At 66.0% G+C, this 19,747-nt stretch carries 19 protein-coding genes; 8 read left to right on the plus strand and 11 right to left on the minus strand.

The window, feature by feature from the left end:
• Positions 1-2: 2 nt before the first annotated feature.
• From ACODRX_RS21180 to tam, 3 genes are all read right to left on the minus strand, one after another.
• On the minus strand, positions 3-677 hold the full coding sequence (locus ACODRX_RS21180; RefSeq protein ID WP_488873546.1) for a class I SAM-dependent methyltransferase: 675 nt from the start codon (positions 675-677) through the stop codon (positions 3-5).
• A gap of 61 nt (positions 678-738) precedes the next feature.
• On the minus strand, positions 739-1,185 hold the full coding sequence (locus ACODRX_RS21185) for an Rrf2 family transcriptional regulator (protein ID WP_488873518.1): 447 nt from the start codon (positions 1,183-1,185) through the stop codon (positions 739-741).
• Between the two features lie 78 nt (positions 1,186-1,263).
• On the minus strand, positions 1,264-2,025 hold the full coding sequence (gene tam, locus ACODRX_RS21190) for a trans-aconitate 2-methyltransferase (protein ID WP_488873519.1): 762 nt from the start codon (positions 2,023-2,025) through the stop codon (positions 1,264-1,266).
• Positions 2,026-2,127: 102 nt separating this feature from the next.
• On the opposite strand from tam, the gene ACODRX_RS21195 reads away from it, so the two are divergent.
• On the plus strand, positions 2,128-3,057 hold the full coding sequence (locus tag ACODRX_RS21195; RefSeq protein WP_488873520.1) for a LysR family transcriptional regulator: 930 nt from the start codon (positions 2,128-2,130) through the stop codon (positions 3,055-3,057).
• Here ACODRX_RS21195 and ACODRX_RS21200 read toward each other — a convergent pair.
• The gene (locus ACODRX_RS21200; protein WP_488873521.1) at positions 3,054-4,358 is read right to left on the minus strand and encodes an MFS transporter; all 1,305 of its coding nucleotides are present in this window, start codon (positions 4,356-4,358) and stop codon (positions 3,054-3,056) included. The two genes, ACODRX_RS21195 and ACODRX_RS21200, sit on opposite strands and share 4 nt — an antisense overlap.
• A gap of 217 nt (positions 4,359-4,575) precedes the next feature.
• Here ACODRX_RS21200 and ACODRX_RS21205 point away from each other — a divergent pair, with 217 nt between their 5' ends.
• From ACODRX_RS21205 to ACODRX_RS21215, 3 genes are read left to right on the plus strand one after another with little or no spacing between them, the layout of a single operon-like run.
• Positions 4,576-4,869, plus strand: a complete 294-nt coding sequence (locus ACODRX_RS21205) for a hypothetical protein (RefSeq protein WP_488873522.1) — start codon at positions 4,576-4,578, stop codon at positions 4,867-4,869.
• Between the two features lie 51 nt (positions 4,870-4,920).
• Positions 4,921-6,453 carry an ATP-binding protein gene (locus ACODRX_RS21210; RefSeq protein ID WP_488873523.1) on the plus strand — a complete coding sequence of 511 codons (1,533 nt, stop codon included), beginning with the start codon at positions 4,921-4,923 and terminating at the stop codon, positions 6,451-6,453.
• On the plus strand, positions 6,450-7,127 hold the full coding sequence (locus tag ACODRX_RS21215) for a response regulator (RefSeq protein ID WP_488873524.1): 678 nt from the start codon (positions 6,450-6,452) through the stop codon (positions 7,125-7,127). Before ACODRX_RS21210 ends, ACODRX_RS21215 begins: the two co-directional genes overlap by 4 nt.
• Positions 7,128-7,151: 24 nt before the next feature.
• On the opposite strand, the gene ACODRX_RS21220 is transcribed toward ACODRX_RS21215, so the two are convergent.
• From ACODRX_RS21220 to ACODRX_RS21245, 6 genes are all read right to left on the minus strand, one after another.
• Positions 7,152-8,390 carry a xanthine dehydrogenase family Fe-S subunit gene (locus ACODRX_RS21220; RefSeq protein WP_488873525.1) on the minus strand — a complete coding sequence of 413 codons (1,239 nt, stop codon included), beginning with the start codon at positions 8,388-8,390 and terminating at the stop codon, positions 7,152-7,154.
• Entirely contained in the window at positions 8,387-9,253 is an 867-nt protein-coding gene (locus ACODRX_RS21225; RefSeq protein WP_488873526.1) for an FAD binding domain-containing protein, read from the minus strand. Before ACODRX_RS21225 ends, ACODRX_RS21220 begins: the two co-directional genes overlap by 4 nt.
• Positions 9,250-11,712 carry a xanthine dehydrogenase family protein molybdopterin-binding subunit gene (locus ACODRX_RS21230; protein WP_488873527.1) on the minus strand — a complete coding sequence of 821 codons (2,463 nt, stop codon included), beginning with the start codon at positions 11,710-11,712 and terminating at the stop codon, positions 9,250-9,252. Before ACODRX_RS21230 ends, ACODRX_RS21225 begins: the two co-directional genes overlap by 4 nt.
• Positions 11,713-11,766: 54 nt before the next feature.
• Entirely contained in the window at positions 11,767-13,221 is a 1,455-nt protein-coding gene (locus ACODRX_RS21235) for a TRAP transporter large permease (protein ID WP_488873528.1), read from the minus strand.
• 37 nt (positions 13,222-13,258) lie between these two features.
• Positions 13,259-13,840, minus strand: coding sequence for a TRAP transporter small permease subunit (locus tag ACODRX_RS21240; protein WP_488873529.1), 582 nt, complete (start codon positions 13,838-13,840; stop codon positions 13,259-13,261).
• 66 nt (positions 13,841-13,906) lie between these two features.
• Entirely contained in the window at positions 13,907-15,028 is a 1,122-nt protein-coding gene (locus ACODRX_RS21245) for a TRAP transporter substrate-binding protein (RefSeq protein WP_488873530.1), read from the minus strand.
• Positions 15,029-15,321: 293 nt separating this feature from the next.
• Between ACODRX_RS21245 and ACODRX_RS21250 the strand changes: the two genes are divergently transcribed.
• Genes ACODRX_RS21250 through ACODRX_RS21265 form a run of 4 tightly spaced genes read left to right on the plus strand, consistent with a single transcriptional unit; the run spans position 15,322 to position 18,878 of the window.
• A complete protein-coding gene (locus tag ACODRX_RS21250; RefSeq protein WP_488873531.1) occupies positions 15,322-15,630 on the plus strand; it encodes a non-heme iron oxygenase ferredoxin subunit in 309 nt (102 codons plus the stop codon).
• Positions 15,631-15,644: 14 nt separating this feature from the next.
• Positions 15,645-16,964, plus strand: a complete 1,320-nt coding sequence (locus ACODRX_RS21255) for an NAD(P)/FAD-dependent oxidoreductase (protein WP_488873547.1) — start codon at positions 15,645-15,647, stop codon at positions 16,962-16,964.
• A 40-nt stretch (positions 16,965-17,004) separates the two neighbouring features.
• Positions 17,005-18,294: an aromatic ring-hydroxylating dioxygenase subunit alpha gene (locus ACODRX_RS21260; protein ID WP_488873532.1), complete on the plus strand. Its 1,290-nt coding sequence runs from the start codon at positions 17,005-17,007 to the stop codon at positions 18,292-18,294.
• Between the two features lie 59 nt (positions 18,295-18,353).
• The gene (locus ACODRX_RS21265) at positions 18,354-18,878 is read left to right on the plus strand and encodes an aromatic-ring-hydroxylating dioxygenase subunit beta (RefSeq protein WP_488873533.1); all 525 of its coding nucleotides are present in this window, start codon (positions 18,354-18,356) and stop codon (positions 18,876-18,878) included.
• Between the two features lie 86 nt (positions 18,879-18,964).
• Here ACODRX_RS21265 and ACODRX_RS21270 read toward each other — a convergent pair whose 3' ends face one another.
• Positions 18,965-19,540, minus strand: a complete 576-nt coding sequence (locus tag ACODRX_RS21270) for a MarR family winged helix-turn-helix transcriptional regulator (protein ID WP_488873534.1) — start codon at positions 19,538-19,540, stop codon at positions 18,965-18,967.
• Positions 19,541-19,747: the final 207 nt, after the last annotated feature.

Raw genomic sequence — 19,747 nt, forward strand, 5'->3', positions numbered from 1 at the left:
GCTCAGGGCTTGCGCGCGACCCAGCCCCTGAAGGTGAAGGCGCAATAGAAAAGCTCGATGTCCGTGAATCCGGCCGCGCGCAGCAGATCGGCATCCTGGCGGGGTGAAAGTGCCGGTAGCTGTTCCTTGATCGCCGCGATGCTGCCTTCGGCCTGGGCCGCAGGCACGCCGCAGGCCACCGCGAATGCCGCATTGCGCGCAAGCCATCTGCTCCTGGCGGGATCTTCGCTGGCAAAGCTGTGATGCGCCACGACCAGGGGCGCCCCGGGCCTGAGCCGCACGAGCATCTGCTGCAAGGTCCGCAGGCGCTCGGCTGGCGGCAGGAAATGCAGCATCAGCAGGCAGGCCGCGCCATCGAAAGGCCCCGTGGGCGCGCTGTCGATATAGCCTTGGTGCAGGTGCGCGCGGGGCGCCAGGGGGCCGAGGGTGGTGCGGGCGAGTTCGAGCATCTCGGCGGATGGATCGATGCCGTCGAAGCGCCAGCCCGGCTGCATCTCGGCGAAGGCCTTCAGCTCCAGGCCGCCGCCGGCGCCGAGCACCAGCATGCGGGCGTCGCCAGGGGCCTGCTCGGCCAGCAGCACGCCCGCCATCCGGTGCAAGTCCCGCAGGCCGGGCACGAGCCGCGCGACTCTCTCGGCGTAGCCCGATATGGCTGCGGGGGTGGAGAACGGGGTCATCGCGGGCGGCCTTGCGCCGGCACGGCAGCGGTGGTCGTGGGCCAAGGCCGGCATTGCATGCTCAATTCCTCTTGCGTCGTGCAGCCGCCGCCTGCCGCCGTGCACTGTCGGCGGCCAGATCGGCCAGGGTGATTTCCGCGAAGCGCCGCAGCAGCAATGCCTCGGCCTCGGCAATCGCGCCTTGGAGCGCGGCATTCACCGATTGCTCGACCAGACACTCGGGCGCTTCGTTGCGGTTGCTGATGGCAAACATGGCCGGCTCGCCCAGCGCCGCGTGCAGCTGGCGCAGCGTGACGGTGGCGAGGTCTGCCTGGATGCGCCAGCCACCCGCGTGGCCACGGTCCGAGGCGGCGATGCCCGCCTCGCGCAGATACCCCATGGTGCGCCGGACGACGACCGGGTTGGTGCCCAGGCATTGCGCCAGGGCCTCCGAGGTGACGGGGCCGTCCTGCCCGGCCATGTGCAGCAGGGCGTGGAGGACGGAGGACAGGCGGCTGTCGCATTTCATGTAACTAATGATGTTGCATATAGGGGTGCCTGTCAACACCGGTCCGGAGTCCGCCAGGCTATCAGCCTAGCTATCGGCCTAGCGCGTCGCCACGAGGAACAGGCGCGGAAACGGCAGCAGCACCGTGCCGTTGGGCAGGGCGGGATAGGCCTCGCGTATGGCCGCCAGGTACTCGGCCAGGAACTGGGCGCGCTCGTGCTCGCCCAGCGGGGCGAGATAGGGGCGCAGCGCCGATCCCTTGAACCATTCGACCACCGCCTGGTGGTTCTCCAGCGGGTGCATGTAGGTGGTGCGCCATGCATCCACCGTGCTGCACACCGGCTGCAGCAGCGCGTAGTACCAGGCGATGTCGTGCCGCTCGGGATGGCGAACCTGCCCTAGGCGGCCGGCCCAGGGGCCGCTCGCCGCCACCTGGCGCGCCAGCGCGTGGGCGGGCTCTTGCAGATTGTCTGGCGTCTGTATGGCCAGGCTGCCGCCGGCGCGCAGCTGCCGCACCAGGTGCGGGTAGAGGCTGGCATGGTCGGGCAGCCATTGCAGGCTGGCATTGGCCAGGATCACGTCCACCGGCTGCCCGGCGCTCCAGCGGCCGATGTCGGCCAGCTCGAACACGGTCTGCGGCAGGCGTTCGCGGGCCGCGCGCACCATGTCCTCGTCGTTGTCGAGGCCGGTCACCGCGGCCGCGGGGTAGCGCTGCTGCAGCACCTCGGTGGAATTGCCGGGGCCGCAGCCCAGGTCGATGCCGGTATGCACCTCGGTATGGGGAATGGCGGCTACCAGATCGCGCACCGGGCGGGTGCGTTCGGCTTCAAAGCGGCTGTATTGCCGGGCGGACCAGGTCATCGTGTTGCTCCTGTGGTGGGTTCGGGCTGCACTGTAGTGCGCTTTATCCATGCCGACAAATGCGATATAAAAACCATATCCATACTTTTGAGGTATTTCTATATGGAATTGCGGCAGCTGCGTGCTTTCCTGGCCATTGCCGGCTGTGCCAACCTGACCCGGGCCGCGCAGCAGCTGGGCATGCAGCAGCCACCGCTCACGCGCCTGCTGCAGCAGCTGGAGGCGGAGTTCGGCACCAGCCTGATGGAGCGCTTGCCGCGCGGCATGCGGCCCACCGCGGCGGGCCTGGCGCTGGCCGACGAGGCGCGCATCGTGCTGGCGCGCATCGACGGCATCGCCGCGGTGGTGCAGGATGCCGCCCTGGGCGGCAGCGGCCATCTGGCCATAGGCTTCACCAGCTCGGCTGCGCTGCACCCGTTCGTGGCCGAGATGCTCAAGGCCTTCCGTGCGCAGTGGCCGCGCGTCAAGGTCACGCTGGAGGAAGCCGGCTCCGGCGAATTGCTGCAGGCCTTGCTGCAGCAGCGCCTGCATGCCGCCTTCGTGCGCTCGGCCTGGGAGGCCCAGCCCAGCCTGCACAGCCGCAAGCTGCTGGCCGAGCCGATGGTGGTGGCCGGCCCGGCCGAGCATGCGCTGATGCGCTCAACGCGTCCGCTACCGCTGGCACAACTGCGCGGCCAGCCGCTGGTGCTGTACAGGCGGCCCTCCGGCCCGGGCTTGCACGACGGCATCGTGGCGGCCTGCGTTGGCGCCGGCTTTCATCCGCAGGTGGTGCAGGAAGCGCCTCGCCTGACCGCCACGCTGAGCCTGGTGGCTGCCGGGCTGGGGCTGAGCATCATCCCCGCATCGATGCGGCACCTGCGCACCGATGGCCTGGCCTACCGCCGCCTGAGCGGCGCGCCTGGCCTGGTGGCGCCGCTGATCCTGGTCAGCCAGCGCCGCCCCGAGGCCCAGGCAGGCGTGCTGCTGCAGCATCTGGGCAGCATCCTCGATGGCCAGCTGCGCGCGGGCCGTGCTGGCGTTCGCGGCTCTTAGGCGCCCTGCTGCCGCAGCCGCGTGGGCAGCCTGAGCGACACCGCGGCGGCCACGCCCAGCAGCACGGCCGCCGCGCCGAACGCGATCCAGTGCGTGCCGAAGCGCTCGTAGGCCCAGCCGCCGAGCCAGCTGCTGATCATCGCGCCGATCTGGTGGCCCACATAGGCCCAGCCGTAGAGCAGGCCCACCAGCCGGATGCCGTACAGGTCGGCCAGTATGGCCGACGACGAAGCGATCGAGCCCGCCCACACGATGCCGCCGATGGCCGCCACCGCATACAGCTGCCAGTGGTGCACCACCGCCGCCAGCCCCACGAAGCCCAGGCCGCGCACCAGGTAGATCACCGCCAGGATGTAGCGGCGCGGCACCCGGTCGGAGAGCTTGCCCAGCCCCAGCGTGCTGAAGATGGCCACCAGACCGATCAGCCCGATGCCGCCGGCGCTGCTGCCGGCGTCGAAGCCGTGGTCCATCAGCATCGGCACGCCGTGCGTGCCCAGCAGGTTCATGCTGAAGCCGCAGGCGAACAGGCCCAGGAAGATCTGCCAGAACGGCAGCGTGGCCACCGCCTGCGCAAAGCGCAGCGTGGCGCTGGCCGGCATGGCGGCGGTTGCGGCCGACTGGGCCTGGCGGGCCGCGATCTGCTGCGGCAGCAGGTCGGTGTGTTCGGGCGCCTCGTCGCGCACCACCCAGAAGGCCATCGCGGCGACGATGACGGCAAACACCGCGGCAAAGCCCAGCAGCGTGTGCTGCCAGCCCGCATGGCCGATGCTGTAGGTGAACACCGGCGTCATCACCGCGATGCCGGCCATCGAGCCGGTGGACAGGCAAAACAGCGCCATGCCGCGCTGGCGCGTGAACCAGCGGCTGATCATCGGCGTGACCGCCACCGGGCTGGTGAAGGCCAGGCCCAGCGACAGCGCCACGCCATAGGCCCAGAAAAAATTCCACGGCGTGCGCGCGTAGATCGTCCAGATGCAGGCCAGCACCACCGCCACCGCGCCGAACAGCAGCACCGCGCGCGTGCCCCAGCGCGCCACCGACCAGCCGGCCACCGGCATGCCCAGGCCGTAGCACAGCATGCCGATGGCCACGATGGACGACAGCAGGCTGCGGCTGAAGCCCAGGTCTTGCGCCATCGGCAGCATGAACGGGCCTATGCCCATGCGCATGCCGACGGTCAACAGCGTCAGCACCGTGGACGCGGCCACGATGACCCAGCCGAAGTACAGGCCGCCCGCAGGCTGCGGCGCCTGCGGCGATGGGGAGGCGGAGGAGCCCGAGGGCGCGGCAATGGACGTCATGGCGCAGGAGGCGGTGTGGGGGTGGGCATGGGCGAATCGTGGCCGGCGCGGGCTCGGCGAATGGCCTGGATGATAGGCCTGCGGGGCGTGCGCCCCTGTCCCGCGGGCATCAGTGCACACCGGCGTGAGAAGGCCTGGGAGGGGCCGGCCTCTACCATTTTCTTCGTAAATTGCTGCGCAGAATGCAGGGGTCTTACCACTTTTCAGGAAAGAAACCATGCCGGTATTCCCCAGCTTTCGCATTGCCTGCCTGCGTTGCGCGCAGGTGCTGATATTTGCCTCCCTGGCCGCAGCCGCCGCCAGCCATGCCCAGGGCCGTGGCAACCCGCCGCCACCGCCGCCCGAAGCCTATACCGCCTGCCAGGGCAAGACCGAGGGCGCCAGCGTGACGCTGACCATGCCCGACGGCAAGACGATGCAAGGCATCTGCCGCACGCTCAATGGCCAGCTGGTGGCCACGCCCGCGCAGGGCCCAGGAGCCGGCGGCCCGCCGCCCGGGCAGCAGAACTGATCGGTATAGTGCTGCCGTGATCCACCCAGCCACCGCCTTCACCCATCCGCCATGCCGCGACTGAAGCTGCAGAGCAAGGCCTTTCTCGCGCTGGCGGCGCTGCTGGTGGCGCTGCTGCTGCTGTTCATCGGCTTTTCGCGCCTGGGGCTGCAGCGCGGGCTGGGGCCCTACATGGCCGAGGTCGAGCTCGCCGGCATGGACTGGCTGGCCGAGCGGCTGTCGCTCTACCATGCCAAGCAGGGCGGATGGGAGGCGCTGCGCACCAGCCCCGGCGGCTGGCACGAGCTGCTGCGCCCCGGGGGCGGCCCGGCCCCGGGCCCCGAACCTCGGCCACCGGATTTTGGCGCCGAGGCCGATGCGCTGGATGCGCCCGGCGGCCCGCCCGGCCGGCCCCCCTTGGGGCCGCCGCCGGGCGAGGCCCGTGCGCCGCCGCCGGACCGCCAGTTCGGCGGCCCCATGGCGCGCCTGGCGCTGCTCGACACCCAGGGGCGACTCGTGGCCGGCATGGCGCAGCAGCCAGGCGCGGCGCGCCGGCCACTGCGCTCGGCCGATGGCCGGGCCATCGGCACCCTGGTGCTGTCGCCGGCGCAGAACCTGCAAAGCGAACTGGACCGCGCCTTCCTGGCGCAGCAGATGGGCTTCATCGCCTGGACCGGACTGGCCGGGCTGGCGCTGGCGCTGCTGCTCTCGGCATGGCTCACCCGGCGCTGGCTCAAGCCGCTGGGCGCCTTTGTGGACGGCCTGCGCGGCATTGCCGCGGGGCGGCTCGACACCCGCGTGGCCATCGAGGGCGACCAAGAGCTGGCGCGCCTGGCGGACACCTTCAACGACATGGCGGTGCAGCTGGCCGGTATGGAGGCTTCGCGCCAGCGCTGGCTGGCCGACGTGGCGCACGAGCTGCGCACCCCCTTGTCCACCATGCGCGCCGAAGTCGAGGCGGTGCAGGACGGCGTACACCCCATGGACGAGCGCATCGCGCAGCGCCTGCACCGGCAGATCATGCGCCTGATCCGGCTGGTGAGCGACCTGAGGGTGAGTCTGGGCGAGGCGGATGCCGCGCGCGCCGCCAACCATGTGCCGGTGCATCCGCTCGCGCTGCTGGCCGAGGCGCTGGACGGCGTGGTGCCGAGCTTCGAGCAGGCCGGCATCGGCCTGGAGTACGCCAGCGTGGACCGGCTGGGCGCGCTGCAGCCGGCGCCGCTGGTGCTGGGCGATGCGCACCAGCTGCAGCAGCTGTTTTCCAACCTGCTGGAAAACAGCCTGCGCTACACCGCCGCGGGCGGCCGGCTGGAAGTAGCGGCAGAGCTGCTCAGGGAGCAGGGCGGCGGCGTGCTGCAGCTGCGCTGGGACGACACGCCGCCCGGCGTGGCCGAGCGCCACCTGCCGCGCCTGTTCGATCGCCTGTACCGTGTCGATGCCTCGCGTGTGCGCGACGGCGACGGCCTGGGCGGCTCGGGCCTGGGGCTGGCGATCTGCCGCGCCATCGTGCAGGCGCATGGCGGCCGCATCGAGGCATCGGCATCGCCGCTGGGCGGCCTGCGCATCACGCTGCGGCTGCCGCTGCTGGAGAATCCCGCGGCATGAATCCGGCCCGCATCCTCGTGGTCGAAGACGAGACCGACATGGCGGTCATCGTCATCGACTATCTGCGCCATGCCGGCTTCGAGGTCGAGCACCTTCGCCACGGCGGCGAGGCGCTGGCGCGCATGCTGCGCGCGCCGCCGCAGCTCACGCTGCTCGACCTCATGCTGCCGGGCATGGACGGGCTCGACGTGCTGCGCGAAGTGCGCCGCCACAGCGCCTGCCCGGTGATCCTGCTGACTGCGCGCGTCGAGGAGATGGACCGCCTGCTCGGCCTGGAGCTGGGGGCCGACGACTACATCTGCAAGCCCTTCGCGCCGCGCGAAGTGGTGGCCCGCGTCAAGGCCGTGCTGCGCCGCAGCGCCGCCCCCGCGCACGAGCCGCGCCTGGTGCTGCTGCCGCAGCAGGGCCGCGCCGCGCTGGGCGGCCAGGTGCTGCCGCTGACCAAGCGCGAGCTGAGCCTGCTGCAGGCGCTCATGAAGCAGCCGGGCCGGGTGTTTTCCCGGGCCCAGCTGCTGGACCTGGCCTGCGCCGATACGCTGGATGTGAACGAGCGCGCCATCGACAGCCACATCAAGAACCTGCGCAAGAAAATCAAGGCGCTGGACCCCAGCCACGAATGGATCCGCTCCGTGTATGGCATCGGCTTCGCCTTCGAGCCCGAGGGCGGTGGGTGATGGGGGCCCTCGGGGGCAGCGGTCTCAGGATCCGCCAAACAGCCGCTTGATGCGTCCCAGCAAGACACTCCAGGCCAATGCCAAGGCGTTGAGCTTTGCCGCAGGTAGCGGTTCGTCGGCGCTGCGATCGGGGTCCATGCGCAGGCCCACGTTCTTGCCGAATTCCTGGATCAGGCGGCCGACGAAGTCCTTCACCAGGCCCGAGCGCGAGAACTGGGCCAGCGGGCCTTGCAGGCTGAAGCCCAGATTGACGGAGACCCGTGTGCGCCCGGCGTCGAGCGGCTGCACCACATAGGCGATATTGCCGCTGGCGCGCGACTGGCTGAGCGAATCCGTGCCTGCGCCCTTGAGCACGGCGGCGCGATGGGCCTCGTCGCGCTGCAGTCTGGCCGCGCCGTTGAAGGCGGCCGCCATGGGGCCAAACTTGATCGCGACCCGGCCTTTGATGCGCTCGCCTCCGTCGGCTTGCCGCTCGTGCTCGGCCAGTTCCGCGCCCGGCAGACAGGCTGCGACGGCAGGCAGGTCAGCCATGAATGCCCAGACCTGCTCGGCCGGGTAGTCCACGGTAAAGCCGCCTGCGATCACGGTGTCGCCTTCGACCTTGGAGCCAAGGGCGCCAAAGGCATCGCTGCCGAGGGGAGGCTGAGCGGCGTCCGTATCAATCGCATCGGCCGCAATGCCGGTGTCTTGCGGCTCGAAGGTGACGAAGTCGGCCGGGGCTGTGTCTGCCGTAGGCCAGCACTGGCGGCCTGCGCATGCAGCCTGGCGCAGGGCGGCGACCGCAGGCTGCGCGGCGCTGTTCCCGCACTGGCCAAGCACATCCAGAATCGCCGCAACAATGCCTTTGTAGCCGGTACAGCGGCAGAGGTTGCCCGAGAGTTCAAGGCGAACCCTGGCTTCATCCGCATCGGGAAAGCGCAGCACGATATCGCGGGCTGTGGCCAGCATGCCGGGCGTGCAGTATCCGCATTGCAGGCCGTGGTGCCTGGAAAACGCGGGCCGCAGCAATGCCATGACCGGGTCGTCCTGGTAGCCCTCCACCGAGGTGACGGACTTGCCTTCGCAGGCGGGTGCGAACGATAGGCACGAGCGCACCGGCGCGCCGTCCACCAGCACCGTGCAGGCACCGCATACGCCATGCTCGCAGCCCAGGTGGGTGCCGGTCTGGCGGCCTTCTTCGCGTATGAAGTCGCCCAGGTGCGTGCGGTCCTGCACGTCGCGACGCAGGTTGACACCATTCAACTGGATGGTTACTACGCTCATGCGCGTTGCTCCTTTTGTTGGATCGTGGCTGCGGGCGCCCCCAGGGCCTGTTGCAGGCTGCGTGTCACCACGGCCAGCTGCATCTGCTGCTTGACCGGGTCGCCGCCCAGGGGAGCCAGCGCTGCTGCAATCGCATTGCTGCCAGGAATCTTGCCAGAGGATGCGACGAGCCTCGCCAGCTCGGGCAGGGGCCTGGGAGCGCCATCGAGCGCCCCGACCATGATGCGCGCGCGCTTGCGCCGCGGGTCGAAAACGCAGGCACAGCTTGCCTCGGCGAACTCGCCGGTCTTGCGGCAGAACTTGTAGTAGCCCCAGCGGGCGCTCGCGTCGAGCTGTGCAACGGTGATGGCGGCGATGATTTCGCCCTCCTGCAATTCGGTGGTGTACGCGCCCAGCATGAACGAATCCATGGGCACACTGCGCGTTGTGCTGGCCGAGCGCAGTTCGATCTCGGCCGCAAGCGCCGACAGCGCCAGCACCCAGTCGGCGGCGGGATCTGCGTGGGCCAGGCTGCCGCCGATGGTGCCGCGATTGCGCACCGCGCGATAGGCGATGCCGCCTGCCACGTACTGCAGCATCGAGCCGCGCAGCGCCTCGTGGATGCCGTCCTCGATCTCGGCATGGGTGACCGCGGCGCCGATGCGGATGCTGTCCCCTTGGACCTGAACGTCGCGCAGCTCGGGCAGTTGCGAGACATCCACCACCCGGGCCGGGCGTGTGAGCCTCAGGTTCAGCATCGGCCCCAGCGACTGGCTGCCGCCCATGGCCTTGACGGTGCCTTGCCGGTCTGTGGAGCCGGCCAGTGCGTGCAGCGCTGCGTTCAATTGCCCGGGTTGGTGGTAGTCGAATTTGGCGGCCTTCATGCTGCAACTCCTTCCTGCGCCTGGGGGGCCGGCATACTGCGCTGGCTTTGCCTGGCCTCGTGCATGGCCTGCAGCAGCTTGTGCGGTGTGAGCGGCGTGCTGTTCATCTCCACGCCCAGATGGGCGAGCGCATCGTTGACCGCATTGAAGATCACCGCCGGAGGCGCAATGGCGCCGCCTTCGCCCATGCCCTTGATCCCGAACTCCGTGTTCGGCGATGGCGTGACGAAGTGATGGATCTGCATCTGCGGCACCTCGGTCGCCCCGGGCAGCACGTAGTCGGCCAAAGTGGATGCAAGGGGCTGGCCGTTGGAGTCGTAGCGCATCTCTTCATACAGCGCGGTGCCGATTCCCTGCGCGACACCGCCGAAGGTCTGGCCCTCCACCACCAGCGGATTGACCATGACGCCACAGTCTTCCACGATCGCATAGTCGAGGATGTGCACCTGTCCTGTCATGCCATCCACCTCCACCACCACGGCATGGCTGGCATAGGTGAAGGAGCCGGTATCCACCTTGGGCTTGTAGCCCGCGGTGGCTTCCAGGCCGGCGCGATCCACATCGTCGGGCAGCAGCTGCGGGCGCAGGTACCAAGCATTCGCCACGTCGGACAGCGCCAGGCTCTGGCCCGTACTGGCGGCGGTAATCTTGCCTGCGCCGAGGCGGACGTCTTCCACGCCCGTTTTGAGCATGTGCGCCGCAATCGCAAGAATGCGCGGCACCAGCACCTTGCAGGCGCGCGATACCGCGCCGCCCGCATAGACGATGGAGCGCGAGGCATAGGTGCCGGTGGAGAATGGCGTGAATGAGGTGTCGCCGTGAACCACCTTGGTGCGGTAGATGTCCACGCCAAGGATTTCATGGGCGATCTGCGCCAGCGTGGTCTCCATGCCCTGGCCATGCGAATGCACGCCCACGCGGATTTCCGCACCACCATCGGGTGTGAGGCGCACCGTGGCCGAGTCGAAGCCGGGAATCACCGGGGTGCCCCAGGCGGCAAAGACCGAGGTGCCGTGCGCCGACTGTTCCACATAGGAGGCAAAGCCCAGGCCAATGAGCCTGCCTTGGCCTGCCGGCGCATCCGGCGCTGCGCGCGCCTTGCGCTGGCGCTCGCGGATCTCGTCGAATCGGATCATGTCTTTCACCTTGAGCAGGCTGGCGGGATAGTCGCCGCCGTCAAAGTGCTTGTTGGTCACGTTCACATAGGGCATCTGCTGCGCAGTGACCAGGTTTTCCTTGCGCACCAGCCATGCCTCGCGGCCCACTTCGCGGGCGATGGCATCCATCAGCAGTTCGATCGCGAAGCACACGCCGGTACGAGCCACGCCGCGATAGGGAACAAAGCCCGGCTTGTTGGTGGCGACGGCTTCCGTCACGCAGCGATAGCCGCGCAAGGCATAGGGGCCAGGCAGGTTGCCGAGGGCTTGCCCTGGCTCCAGGCCGATGGTGAAGGGCCAGACCGAATAGGCGCCGCCATCGATGGTGATGCTGGCATCGAGCGCCAGCAGCTTGCCGCTGTCGTCCACGTAGGCATGGAGGTCGTAGTGGTGCTCGCGCGAGTTGGCGCCGGCAATCAGGTGCTCGCGGCGGTCTTCGATGAAGCGAAATGGCTTGCGAAAGCGCTTGGCGAGCCATGCCACACAGAGCTCTTCCTGCTGCAGCACGCATTTGTAGCCGAAGGCGCCGCCCACGTCCGGAGCGATCACCCGCACCTGATCCTGCGAGAGATGCAGGCACTCGGCAAGAATGGTGCGGATCATGTGCGGCACCTGCGAGGCGGTGTAGACGACCAGCTGGTCGGCGCGTTCGTCCCAGTAGGCCAGCACTGCCTTGCCTTCCATGGGTACCATGCATTGGCGTGCGAGGTGCATCTTGCGGTGCACGACCCTGGTGCTGCGGGCTGCGAGCTCTTCGAAGCCGATATCGGCCTTGAGGGTGAGAAAGTGATTGCTTGCCCAGTCGTCATGAACGAAGTGCCCTTGTTGCGCACCCGCCTTGGCCGCATCGGTGGTGGCGAAGACCGGCAGGTCGGCATACTCGATCTGCACCAGTTCCGCCAGGTCTTCCGCTTCGGCGCGACTTGCGGCCGCGACCATTGCCACCGGCTCGCCCACGAAACGCACCTTGCCTTTGGCGAGCGGTGGCTGGGCCGAGCGCTGGTAGGTTGGCAGCGTGGAGTCGGCCAGCACGTCGAGTGCATCATCCATGTCCTCACGTACAAACACCCACCGCGCCTCGGGTTGATCCCCGCACGGGCGCTGAATGCCGGCAATGCGCGCATGCGCCATGGCGCTGCGCACAAAGGCCACCTCGCGCAGCTGCGGCATGCTCATGTCGGCGATGAAATTGCCGCGTCCGTTCAGGTGGCGTTCGTCCTCCTTGCGCAGTACGCGCGCACCGACGCCTTGGCCCGGGCGGTCGGCGTGGTCCATATCGGTTGTGATCTGATTGCTTTGCATGGGATTCGCTCCTTCAAGCAGGTTTCTTGCCAGGGGCTTCAGGCCCCTGTCCGGTCAATCGGGGTAGCCGTCCCCCGAGCCAGGATCGCCCGGGTAGCCGTCTCGTATTCCGGACCGGGCGTCGCCACGGGCGCCTTCGACCTGGATTTGGATCTTGTTGAGGTCGAAGTCCTTGACCTTGTGCACATTCGCCGTCACCAGTTGCGGCAGGGCGATCACGAGCACGACCATCAGGATCTGTATTCCAACGAACGGAATCGCGCCACGGTAAATGTCCGAGGTCTTGACCGATTTCGGAGCCACCGAACGCAGGTAGAACAGGGAGAAGCCGAACGGCGGATGCATGAACGAAGTCTGCATGTTGATGGCCAGCAGCACTCCGAACCACACCAGGTCGATGCCCAGCTTGTGGGCAACCGGCGCGAGCAGCGGAACGATGATGAACGCAAGCTCGAAGAAATCCAGGAAAAACGCGAGTACGAACACCATGGCGTTCACCGCTAGCAGGAAGCCAAGCTGGCCGCCTGGCAGATTGATCAGCAGGTGCTCGACCCACACGTCGCCATCGAGCGAGCGGAATACGAGGCCGAATACCGTGGCGCCGATCAGGATGAAGATCGCGAAGCAGGTGAGCTTGGCGGTCTTGTCCATGGCCTGGTTCAACAGGCCGAAGGTCAGGCGGCGGCGGATCAGCGCTAGGATGAGCGCGCCTGTGGCGCCCATCGCGCCTCCTTCGGTCGGTGTCGCGATGCCCATGAAGATCGTGCCCAGCACCAGGAAGATCAGCACCAGTGGCGGCACCAGCGAGGTCAGCACCCGGCCCATGAGTGCCGCGCCATGCAAGGTCCGGGCCTCGGGAGGCAAGGCCGGCGCGCAGGCGGGCTGGAGGATGGACTTGATCAGGACATAGGCTATGTACAGGCCGGTGAGCGTCAGGCCCGGGAGCAGCGCGCCGGCGTACAGGTCACCCACCGAACGGCCGAGCTGGTCGGCCAGCACGATCAGCACCAGAGAAGGCGGGATGATCTGAGCCAGCGTTCCGGATGCCGCAATCACGCCTGCGGCCAGGCGCTTGTCATAGCCATAGCGCAGCATGATGGGCAGCGAGATCAGGCCCATGGATATCACCGAGGCGGCCACCACGCCGGTGGTTGCGGCAAGCAGGGCGCCTACGAAAACCACGGCATAGGCGAGGCCGCCACGGATCGAGCCGAAGAGCTGGCCGATGGTGTCGAGCAACTCCTCGGCCATGCCGCTGCGCTCCAGTATCAGGCCCATGAAGGTAAAGAACGGTATGGCTAGCAATGTTTCGTTGAACATGATGCCAAACACGCGCTCCGGCAATGCCTGGAAGATGGAGGGCTCGATCAGCCCCAGGCCCATGCCGATGATGCCGAAGAGCAGGCCGTTGGCGGCAATGGAGAATGCCACCGGATATCCGATGAGCAGCAGAAGCACCATGCATGCGAACATGATGGGCGCCATATACGCGGTCAGAAACTCAATCATGGGAAGTTCTTATGAAATGGTTTGACGGCACGCGGCCTCAATGGCGCTGGCCGGAGGCGATGCTGGCGGCCAGCTCCTCGGCCATTTCTGCATGTGCTTCACTGCCTATTCCTGGCTGATGGCCTGCGGGGAGACGGCGCAGCTCGTGCAGGTCCTTGATCAGCTCGGACAGTCCCTGCAGCAGCAGCAGTGCGAAGCCGATGGGTATCAGCAGCTTTACCGGCCAGCGGATCAGGCCGCCCGCATTGGCCGATACCTCGCCGCTTTGAAACGCATGCATGAAGGGCGGCCAGGAAAGCACCAGAATCAGCGTGACCACCGGGAGGAGGAACAGTACCGCGCCGATGATTTCCACCCATAGCTGTCTGCGGCGGCTCATGCGCGAATAGAACAAGTCCACCCGTACGTGTTCGCGGTTGAGCAGCGTGTAGCCGGCGCAGAGCAGGAAGACGGCGGCGAAAAGATACCACTGGATTTCCAGCATTGCATTGGAGCTCAGGTTCCAGGCCTTGCGCGAGACGGCATTGCCGGCGCTGATCAGCACGGCCAGCAATACCAGCCAGTAGGCGATTTTTCCCACGAAGCGATTAAGCGCGTCGATGGCATGCGCAATGCGCATGGGCAGCCTGTCAGGCTCGCCGCCGGAGACCGGCGAATGGGGAGGGGCTGTGTGCACGTCTTCTCCTCAGGGGCTGGTCTTGCCATTGGCATTGCCATTGGCGGCCTGGACGGCATGGAAGGTGAAGTTGTCGAGCGGTGTATCCGCCACCTTGAACCAGCTCGCCTCCATCTCACGGAAGGCCTTCCATTGGGGGTAGATCGCCCGGAAGGACTCGCTCTTGCTGGCCAGCTCTTGCATGGTTTCCTCTGCTGCCTTGAACGCCGCGTTCATGACATCGCGTGGGAAATACGACAGCTTCGCCCCTTCGCCGATGAGCTTCTTCAGCGCCGTGGGATTGCGAGAATCGTAATCCGCCAGCATCTTCAGCGTCTGTTCGGTGGCCGCGCATTCAAAAGCAGCCTGGTATGCCTTGGGGAGCGCCTTCCACGCATCTGCGTTCACCATCGCGGTGATGGATGCGCTGCCCTCCCACCAGCCGGGCGTGTAGTAGTGCTGTGCCACGCGGTGCAGGCCGAGTTTTTCGTCGTCGTAGGGGCCGATCCATTCGGCTGCATCGATGGTGCCTTTCTCGAGCGAGGAATAGATATCGGCGGGCGGAATCTGCTGCGGCACCGCACCCAGCTTGGCCAGTACCATGCCGCCAATGCCGCCGATGCGCATCTTCAGGCCCTGCAAGTCGGCGACCGACTGGATCGGCTTGCGGTAGAAGCCCCCCATCTGCACGCCGACGTTGCCGCAGGTGATGTTGACGACGTTGTACTTGGCGTACATCGCGCGCAGCATCCCCAGGCCTCCGCCAAACAGCATCCAGGCGTTGTGCTGACGCGAGTTCAGGCCGAAGGGCAGGCCGGTGTCGAAGCCCACCGCGGGCTCCTTGCCCACGAACATGCTTGCCAGCACATGATTGCATTCCACCGTGCCGTTGCTGACGGCATCGAAGTTCTGCGCCGGCGGCACGATGTCGCCGCCGGCGAAGGCCCGGATCTGGAACTTGTTGCCGGTGAGCTCCGCCACGCGTGCACACAGGTGCTCCGCCGAGCCGTACATCGTGTCCAGGCTCTTGGGCCAACTGGTGGACATGCGCCATTTGACGGCCGGTGAGTCTTGCGCTGCCGCCGCGTGCGCACCTGCTGCTCCCAGAACGGTCAGCGGTGCTGCAAAGCCAACAAACCCTCTTCGTTTCATCCCAGATCCCCTTCGTTGGTTAAGACAAGCTGGAAGCTCGCGCCTGCTGTGGCGCAGCTATGGGAAGTGCATGAATTGCACATAAAAATAGTCAGTATTAGGATTATATTTTTCCATAGGTATTCCACATCAGGGTAAGCACTTAAGTAGTGTATTTCCGTATCCTGTTGATATGTTGTATCAATTCATTGATGCCTGGCAATCCTTGGTTGTTATGGATTCGGGTAATTACTAGTTTTTAGGAGAATTATTGTCAGTACACTGAATATTAAATCAACTCTAGCTGACGAGTCATGACCTGGAAAACCATCGCGACAGTCCACGATGTCGGTGACGATGAGGCATTGGCCTTCGAGCACGGCGGTGCAAAGCTCGCGCTGTTCAAGAGTGCCGGCGCGCTACATGTGACAGACAACATTTGCACGCACCAGTACGCCTTGCTCTCGGAGGGCTACATCGAAGATGGCTGCGTGGAGTGCCCGCTCCATCAAGGGCTCTTCGACCTGGCCACCGGGGAGGCGAAGTGTGCTCCGGCCACGCAGCCGATCCGCGTCTACGCGGTTCGCATGCACGGCGACGAGGTGCAGGCGGACCTGCCATGACAGCTATCGATGCAATGCCTGCACAGCAGGGTGTGCTCATCATCGGCGCGGGGCAGGCCGGAGCAAGCGCTGCCTGCGCCTTGCGCCAGCTTGGCTTCGAAGGCTTGATCACGCTGGTCGGCGAAGAGGATGTCGCGCCCTATGAGCGGCCTCCGCTTTCGAAGGCGGTGCTGCTCGATCCGGCCAGGGAGGCTGAAGCCTTCCTCCATCCCGCAGCCCACTACGCAGAGCGTGGCATTACCCTGCGGCTTGGCGCCAGGGTGGTGGAGCTCGACCCCAAGCGCCACCGCGCGGTGTTGGCAGGCGGCAGGGCTTTGGGCTATTCGAAATGCCTGCTGGCCACAGGCGGGAGGGCGCGCGAACTGACGGGCCATCCTTCGGGGCGATCAGAGCGCCTGCATTACATCCGCACGCTTGCAGATGCTCGTGCGCTGCGCGCGCAACTGCATGCGTTGGCAGCCAGTCCGGCGGCGGCGGATGTTCAGTTGCTGGTGCTGGGGGCGGGATTTCTGGGGCTGGAGCTTGCTTCCACCGCGCTGCAGCTGGGCGTGAAGGCGGTGGTGGTGGAGCCGGGAGCCAGGCTACTGGCGCGCGCGGTCCCGCCCGGGTTCTCCGACTGGCTGGCGCGTGCCATACAAGGCACTGGCGTCGACCTTCGGCTGGGAGTCGGTTGCGATGCGCTTGTGGACTGCGAGCTGGGGATGCAGGCCAGCCTGACCGATGGGGCACGGATCGCCGCCGCCTGTGTCGTGGCTGCGGTTGGCCAAGTGGCCAACACCGCGCTGGCCAGTGAGGCCGGGCTGCAGCTGTGCCCACAGACCGGCGGCATCGTCATCGATGCGCTGGGCCGCACCAGCGCTCCCGATATCTATGCGGCGGGCGATTGCACGACGCAGATGCAGCCGCTGTTGGGCAGGGCGGTGCGCCTGGAATCATGGCACAGCGCCAATGAGCAGGCGCGCATTGCTGCCGCGGCCATGCTCGGCAAAGAGGCGGAGCCCGCCGCGCCCCCCTGGTTCTGGACGGATATGTTCGGCTTGAACATCCAGATGATGGGCATGCCCCAGCCGGGCCTGACCTATTCCTTGCGAGGCGTGATGCCGGAGCCCGGGAGGACCGCTGCAGATGGCGCCGGTCCGCCCAAGTTCCTGATGTTCGGCCTGGACCCTTTGCAGCGTTTGCGCTATGCGCTGGCGGTCAATGCCGGAGGGGAACTGCGTGCGCTGCGTCCGCTGTTCACCGGTGCGGCCACGTGCAGCGGCGACAGCCTTTGCGACGATTCGCGGTCTCTGCGCGACATTGCCCGGCAATTGCAAGCCATGGCGGCCAGTTGATTCCCGGCGCCAGGAAACACCCATATTCCAAGGAGCACTCATGTTCAGTACCCAAGCTGTCATCAACATCACGCCGCTTTCCAAGGATGGCGGTATCCAGGACTGCAAATGGCCCGAAGACGGCCTGCACTACATACCCGATTGGATCTACACCAACCAGGAAGTCTATGAACGCGAGATGAGCCGCATTTTCCGCGGCAGGAGCTGGAACTACGTGGCTTTGGAGGCGGAGATCCCCGGCGCTGGCGACTATAAGCGCTCCTATGTGGGCGACACCCCGGTGGTGGTCTCGCGCGCAGAGGATGGCAGCATCCATGTCTTCGAGAACCGCTGTGCGCATCGCGGTGCCGAATTCTGCCGCCACAGCCGCGGCAACAACACCGAGTTTGTGTGTCCTTACCACCAGTGGTCCTACGACCTCAAGGGCAACCTCCAGGGGGTGCCGTTCAAGCGCGGCGTGAACAAGACGGGTGGAATGCCCAGGGATTTCAAGAATGCCGAGCACGGTCTCAAGAAGCTCTTTGTCACCACGCTCAACGGCGTGATCTTCGCGTCCTACAGCGCCGACATGGAGCCGATCGAAGAGTATCTCGGTCCCGAAATCAAGAAGGATTTCGATGTGGTCTTCAGCGGCAGGAAGCCCAAGATCCTCGGCTACTACAAGAACGAGCTGCCCTGCAACTGGAAGATGTACCACGAGAACCTGAAGGATCCATACCATGCGACGCTGCTGCACTCCTTCCTCGTGGTGTTTGGCCTGCTGGTGGCGGGCAACGACGCCGCGATGATCGCCGACGAGCGGCATGGCCGCCACGGCACCATGGCATCCGCCAAGAAGGAAGACAAGTACGCCGCTGTCAGCGAGGAAAACAAGAAGGAGATGCGCTCCTTCCACGAAGGCATGCGCCTGAAGGATGAGCGCTTCCTGGACTTCATCAAGGAATTCGATTCGCCCTGGTCTGTGACCATGCAGACCATCTGGCCCAACATGGTGGTGCAGCGTGAGATGAACACGCTGGGTGTGCGCCACATCGTGCCCAACGGCCCCAACAGCATGATCATGCTCTGGACCATGTTCGGCTACGAAGACGATACCGAGGAGATGACGCAGCACCGCCTGCGCCAGGGCAATCTGATGGGGCCGTCGGGTTTTCTTGGCCTCGAAGACAACGAAGCCATGAAATTCGCGCAAGAGGGCGTGCGCCGCTCCAGCAGCGAGGTCAACGTGATCAAGCTCGACGCCGATACCGTGGGCACCTCGAAGGGGCTGATCTCCGAGGCCGCCATCCGCGCGATGTACCGGTACTACCGTAAGGAGATGGGGTTCTGATTCGCACGCAGCCGTCTTTTCCCGCCGCTTTTCCTCATGCATGACAACTTAGCTGAACCATGATTGCCGACGTTCAATCCCTCTTCAGGCCCTGCCGCCTGCCTGCCGCCCGCGCCCTTGCCCTGCGCGCCGAGATCGAGCAGTTCAATGCCGAATACTGCGCTGTCCTCGACGCGGGGGATATCGAGCACTGGCCGGATTTCTTCACCAGCGATGCCGTCTATCTCATCACGGCCCGCGAGAACGCCGACCAGGGGTTGCCGGTGGGGCTGGTGTATGCGCAAGGGCGCAACATGATGCACGACCGGGCCGTGGCGATTGCGCGAACGCAGATGTTTGCGCCGCGCTATTGCCTGCACCTGGTGGCCAATACGCGCGTAACCCATGAGTCCGAAGGTGGGGAGATCGAGGCGCAGGCCAACTTTGTGCTCTTGCAAACCCTTGTCGAGGGTGCGACCACGGTCCATATGGCGGGAACCTACTACGACCGCTTTATGCGCGCGGATGGACAACTGCTGCTCAAGGAGCGCAAAGCCATCTACGACTCCAGCCTGATCGCCAACGACCTGGTCTATCCGCTGTGAAAGCCGAGGCTTCGCGCATCATGCATCCCTCCATCGCCGGGACGCAGCGTCTGCACCGCAATTGGCATCGCAGGCTGGCGCAGACCTCAAAACGCGCGCATCGGGCTGCCGTACTGCTGGTTCGCGTCGACAAGAATGGTCATCAGATCCATGAACATGACCTGTTCGGCCGGGCGCAGCGGCTGCAGCAGGCGCTCCTGCGCGCGTGCCATGCCGGAGCGCAGCGCGGAGATCACCACCGAGCCTTCCCCGGTGACGTAGAGCTGCCACATACGTTTGTCGGCAGGGTGCACCTGGCGCCGCAGCAGCCCGCGTTCTTCAAGGCGCTTGACCACGTCGGCGGTCGTGGTGCGATCCAGGCCGATCTCCTTGCCCAAAGAGGTCTGGTCCAGCCCGGGCTGGGACTCGACGACGGAAAGAATGCCGAACTGGATGGGCGTGACCTTGCGGGTCTGGCACTCCTCGAAAAACATCGCGTAGTGGATCTGGTGCAGCCGACGGATCAGGAAGCCCGGGCGCGAAGCCAGGCGCGTGAAGCTGTGATCAATGTCAGCCCCCCCCACGGCAAACAGCGGATCTGTAGCTGCGCCGCCTTGCGCAGCGCCACGGCCGCGAGCTCTGGAGTCACTGGACTCATCTTTGGATTTCTTGGAAGTCGTCATGGCTCCGGAATCTGGCTAATAAAAATATGAGGCCGAAGATGCAGGTATTTCCCCGGCTGACTTATTTCATTCTACGGCCAAAAAGTTAGGCATACAACCTCAATTTTATATGTGCATTTGTCTTTTGCTGTGTGTCTAGCCTCTGAGTTGAGGTATGGCTATATTCGCCGATGAGTTCGATTGGGGAGTCGATTCCGGGATGGAGCA

Source organism: Comamonas sp. FG99, from assembly GCF_057808605.1.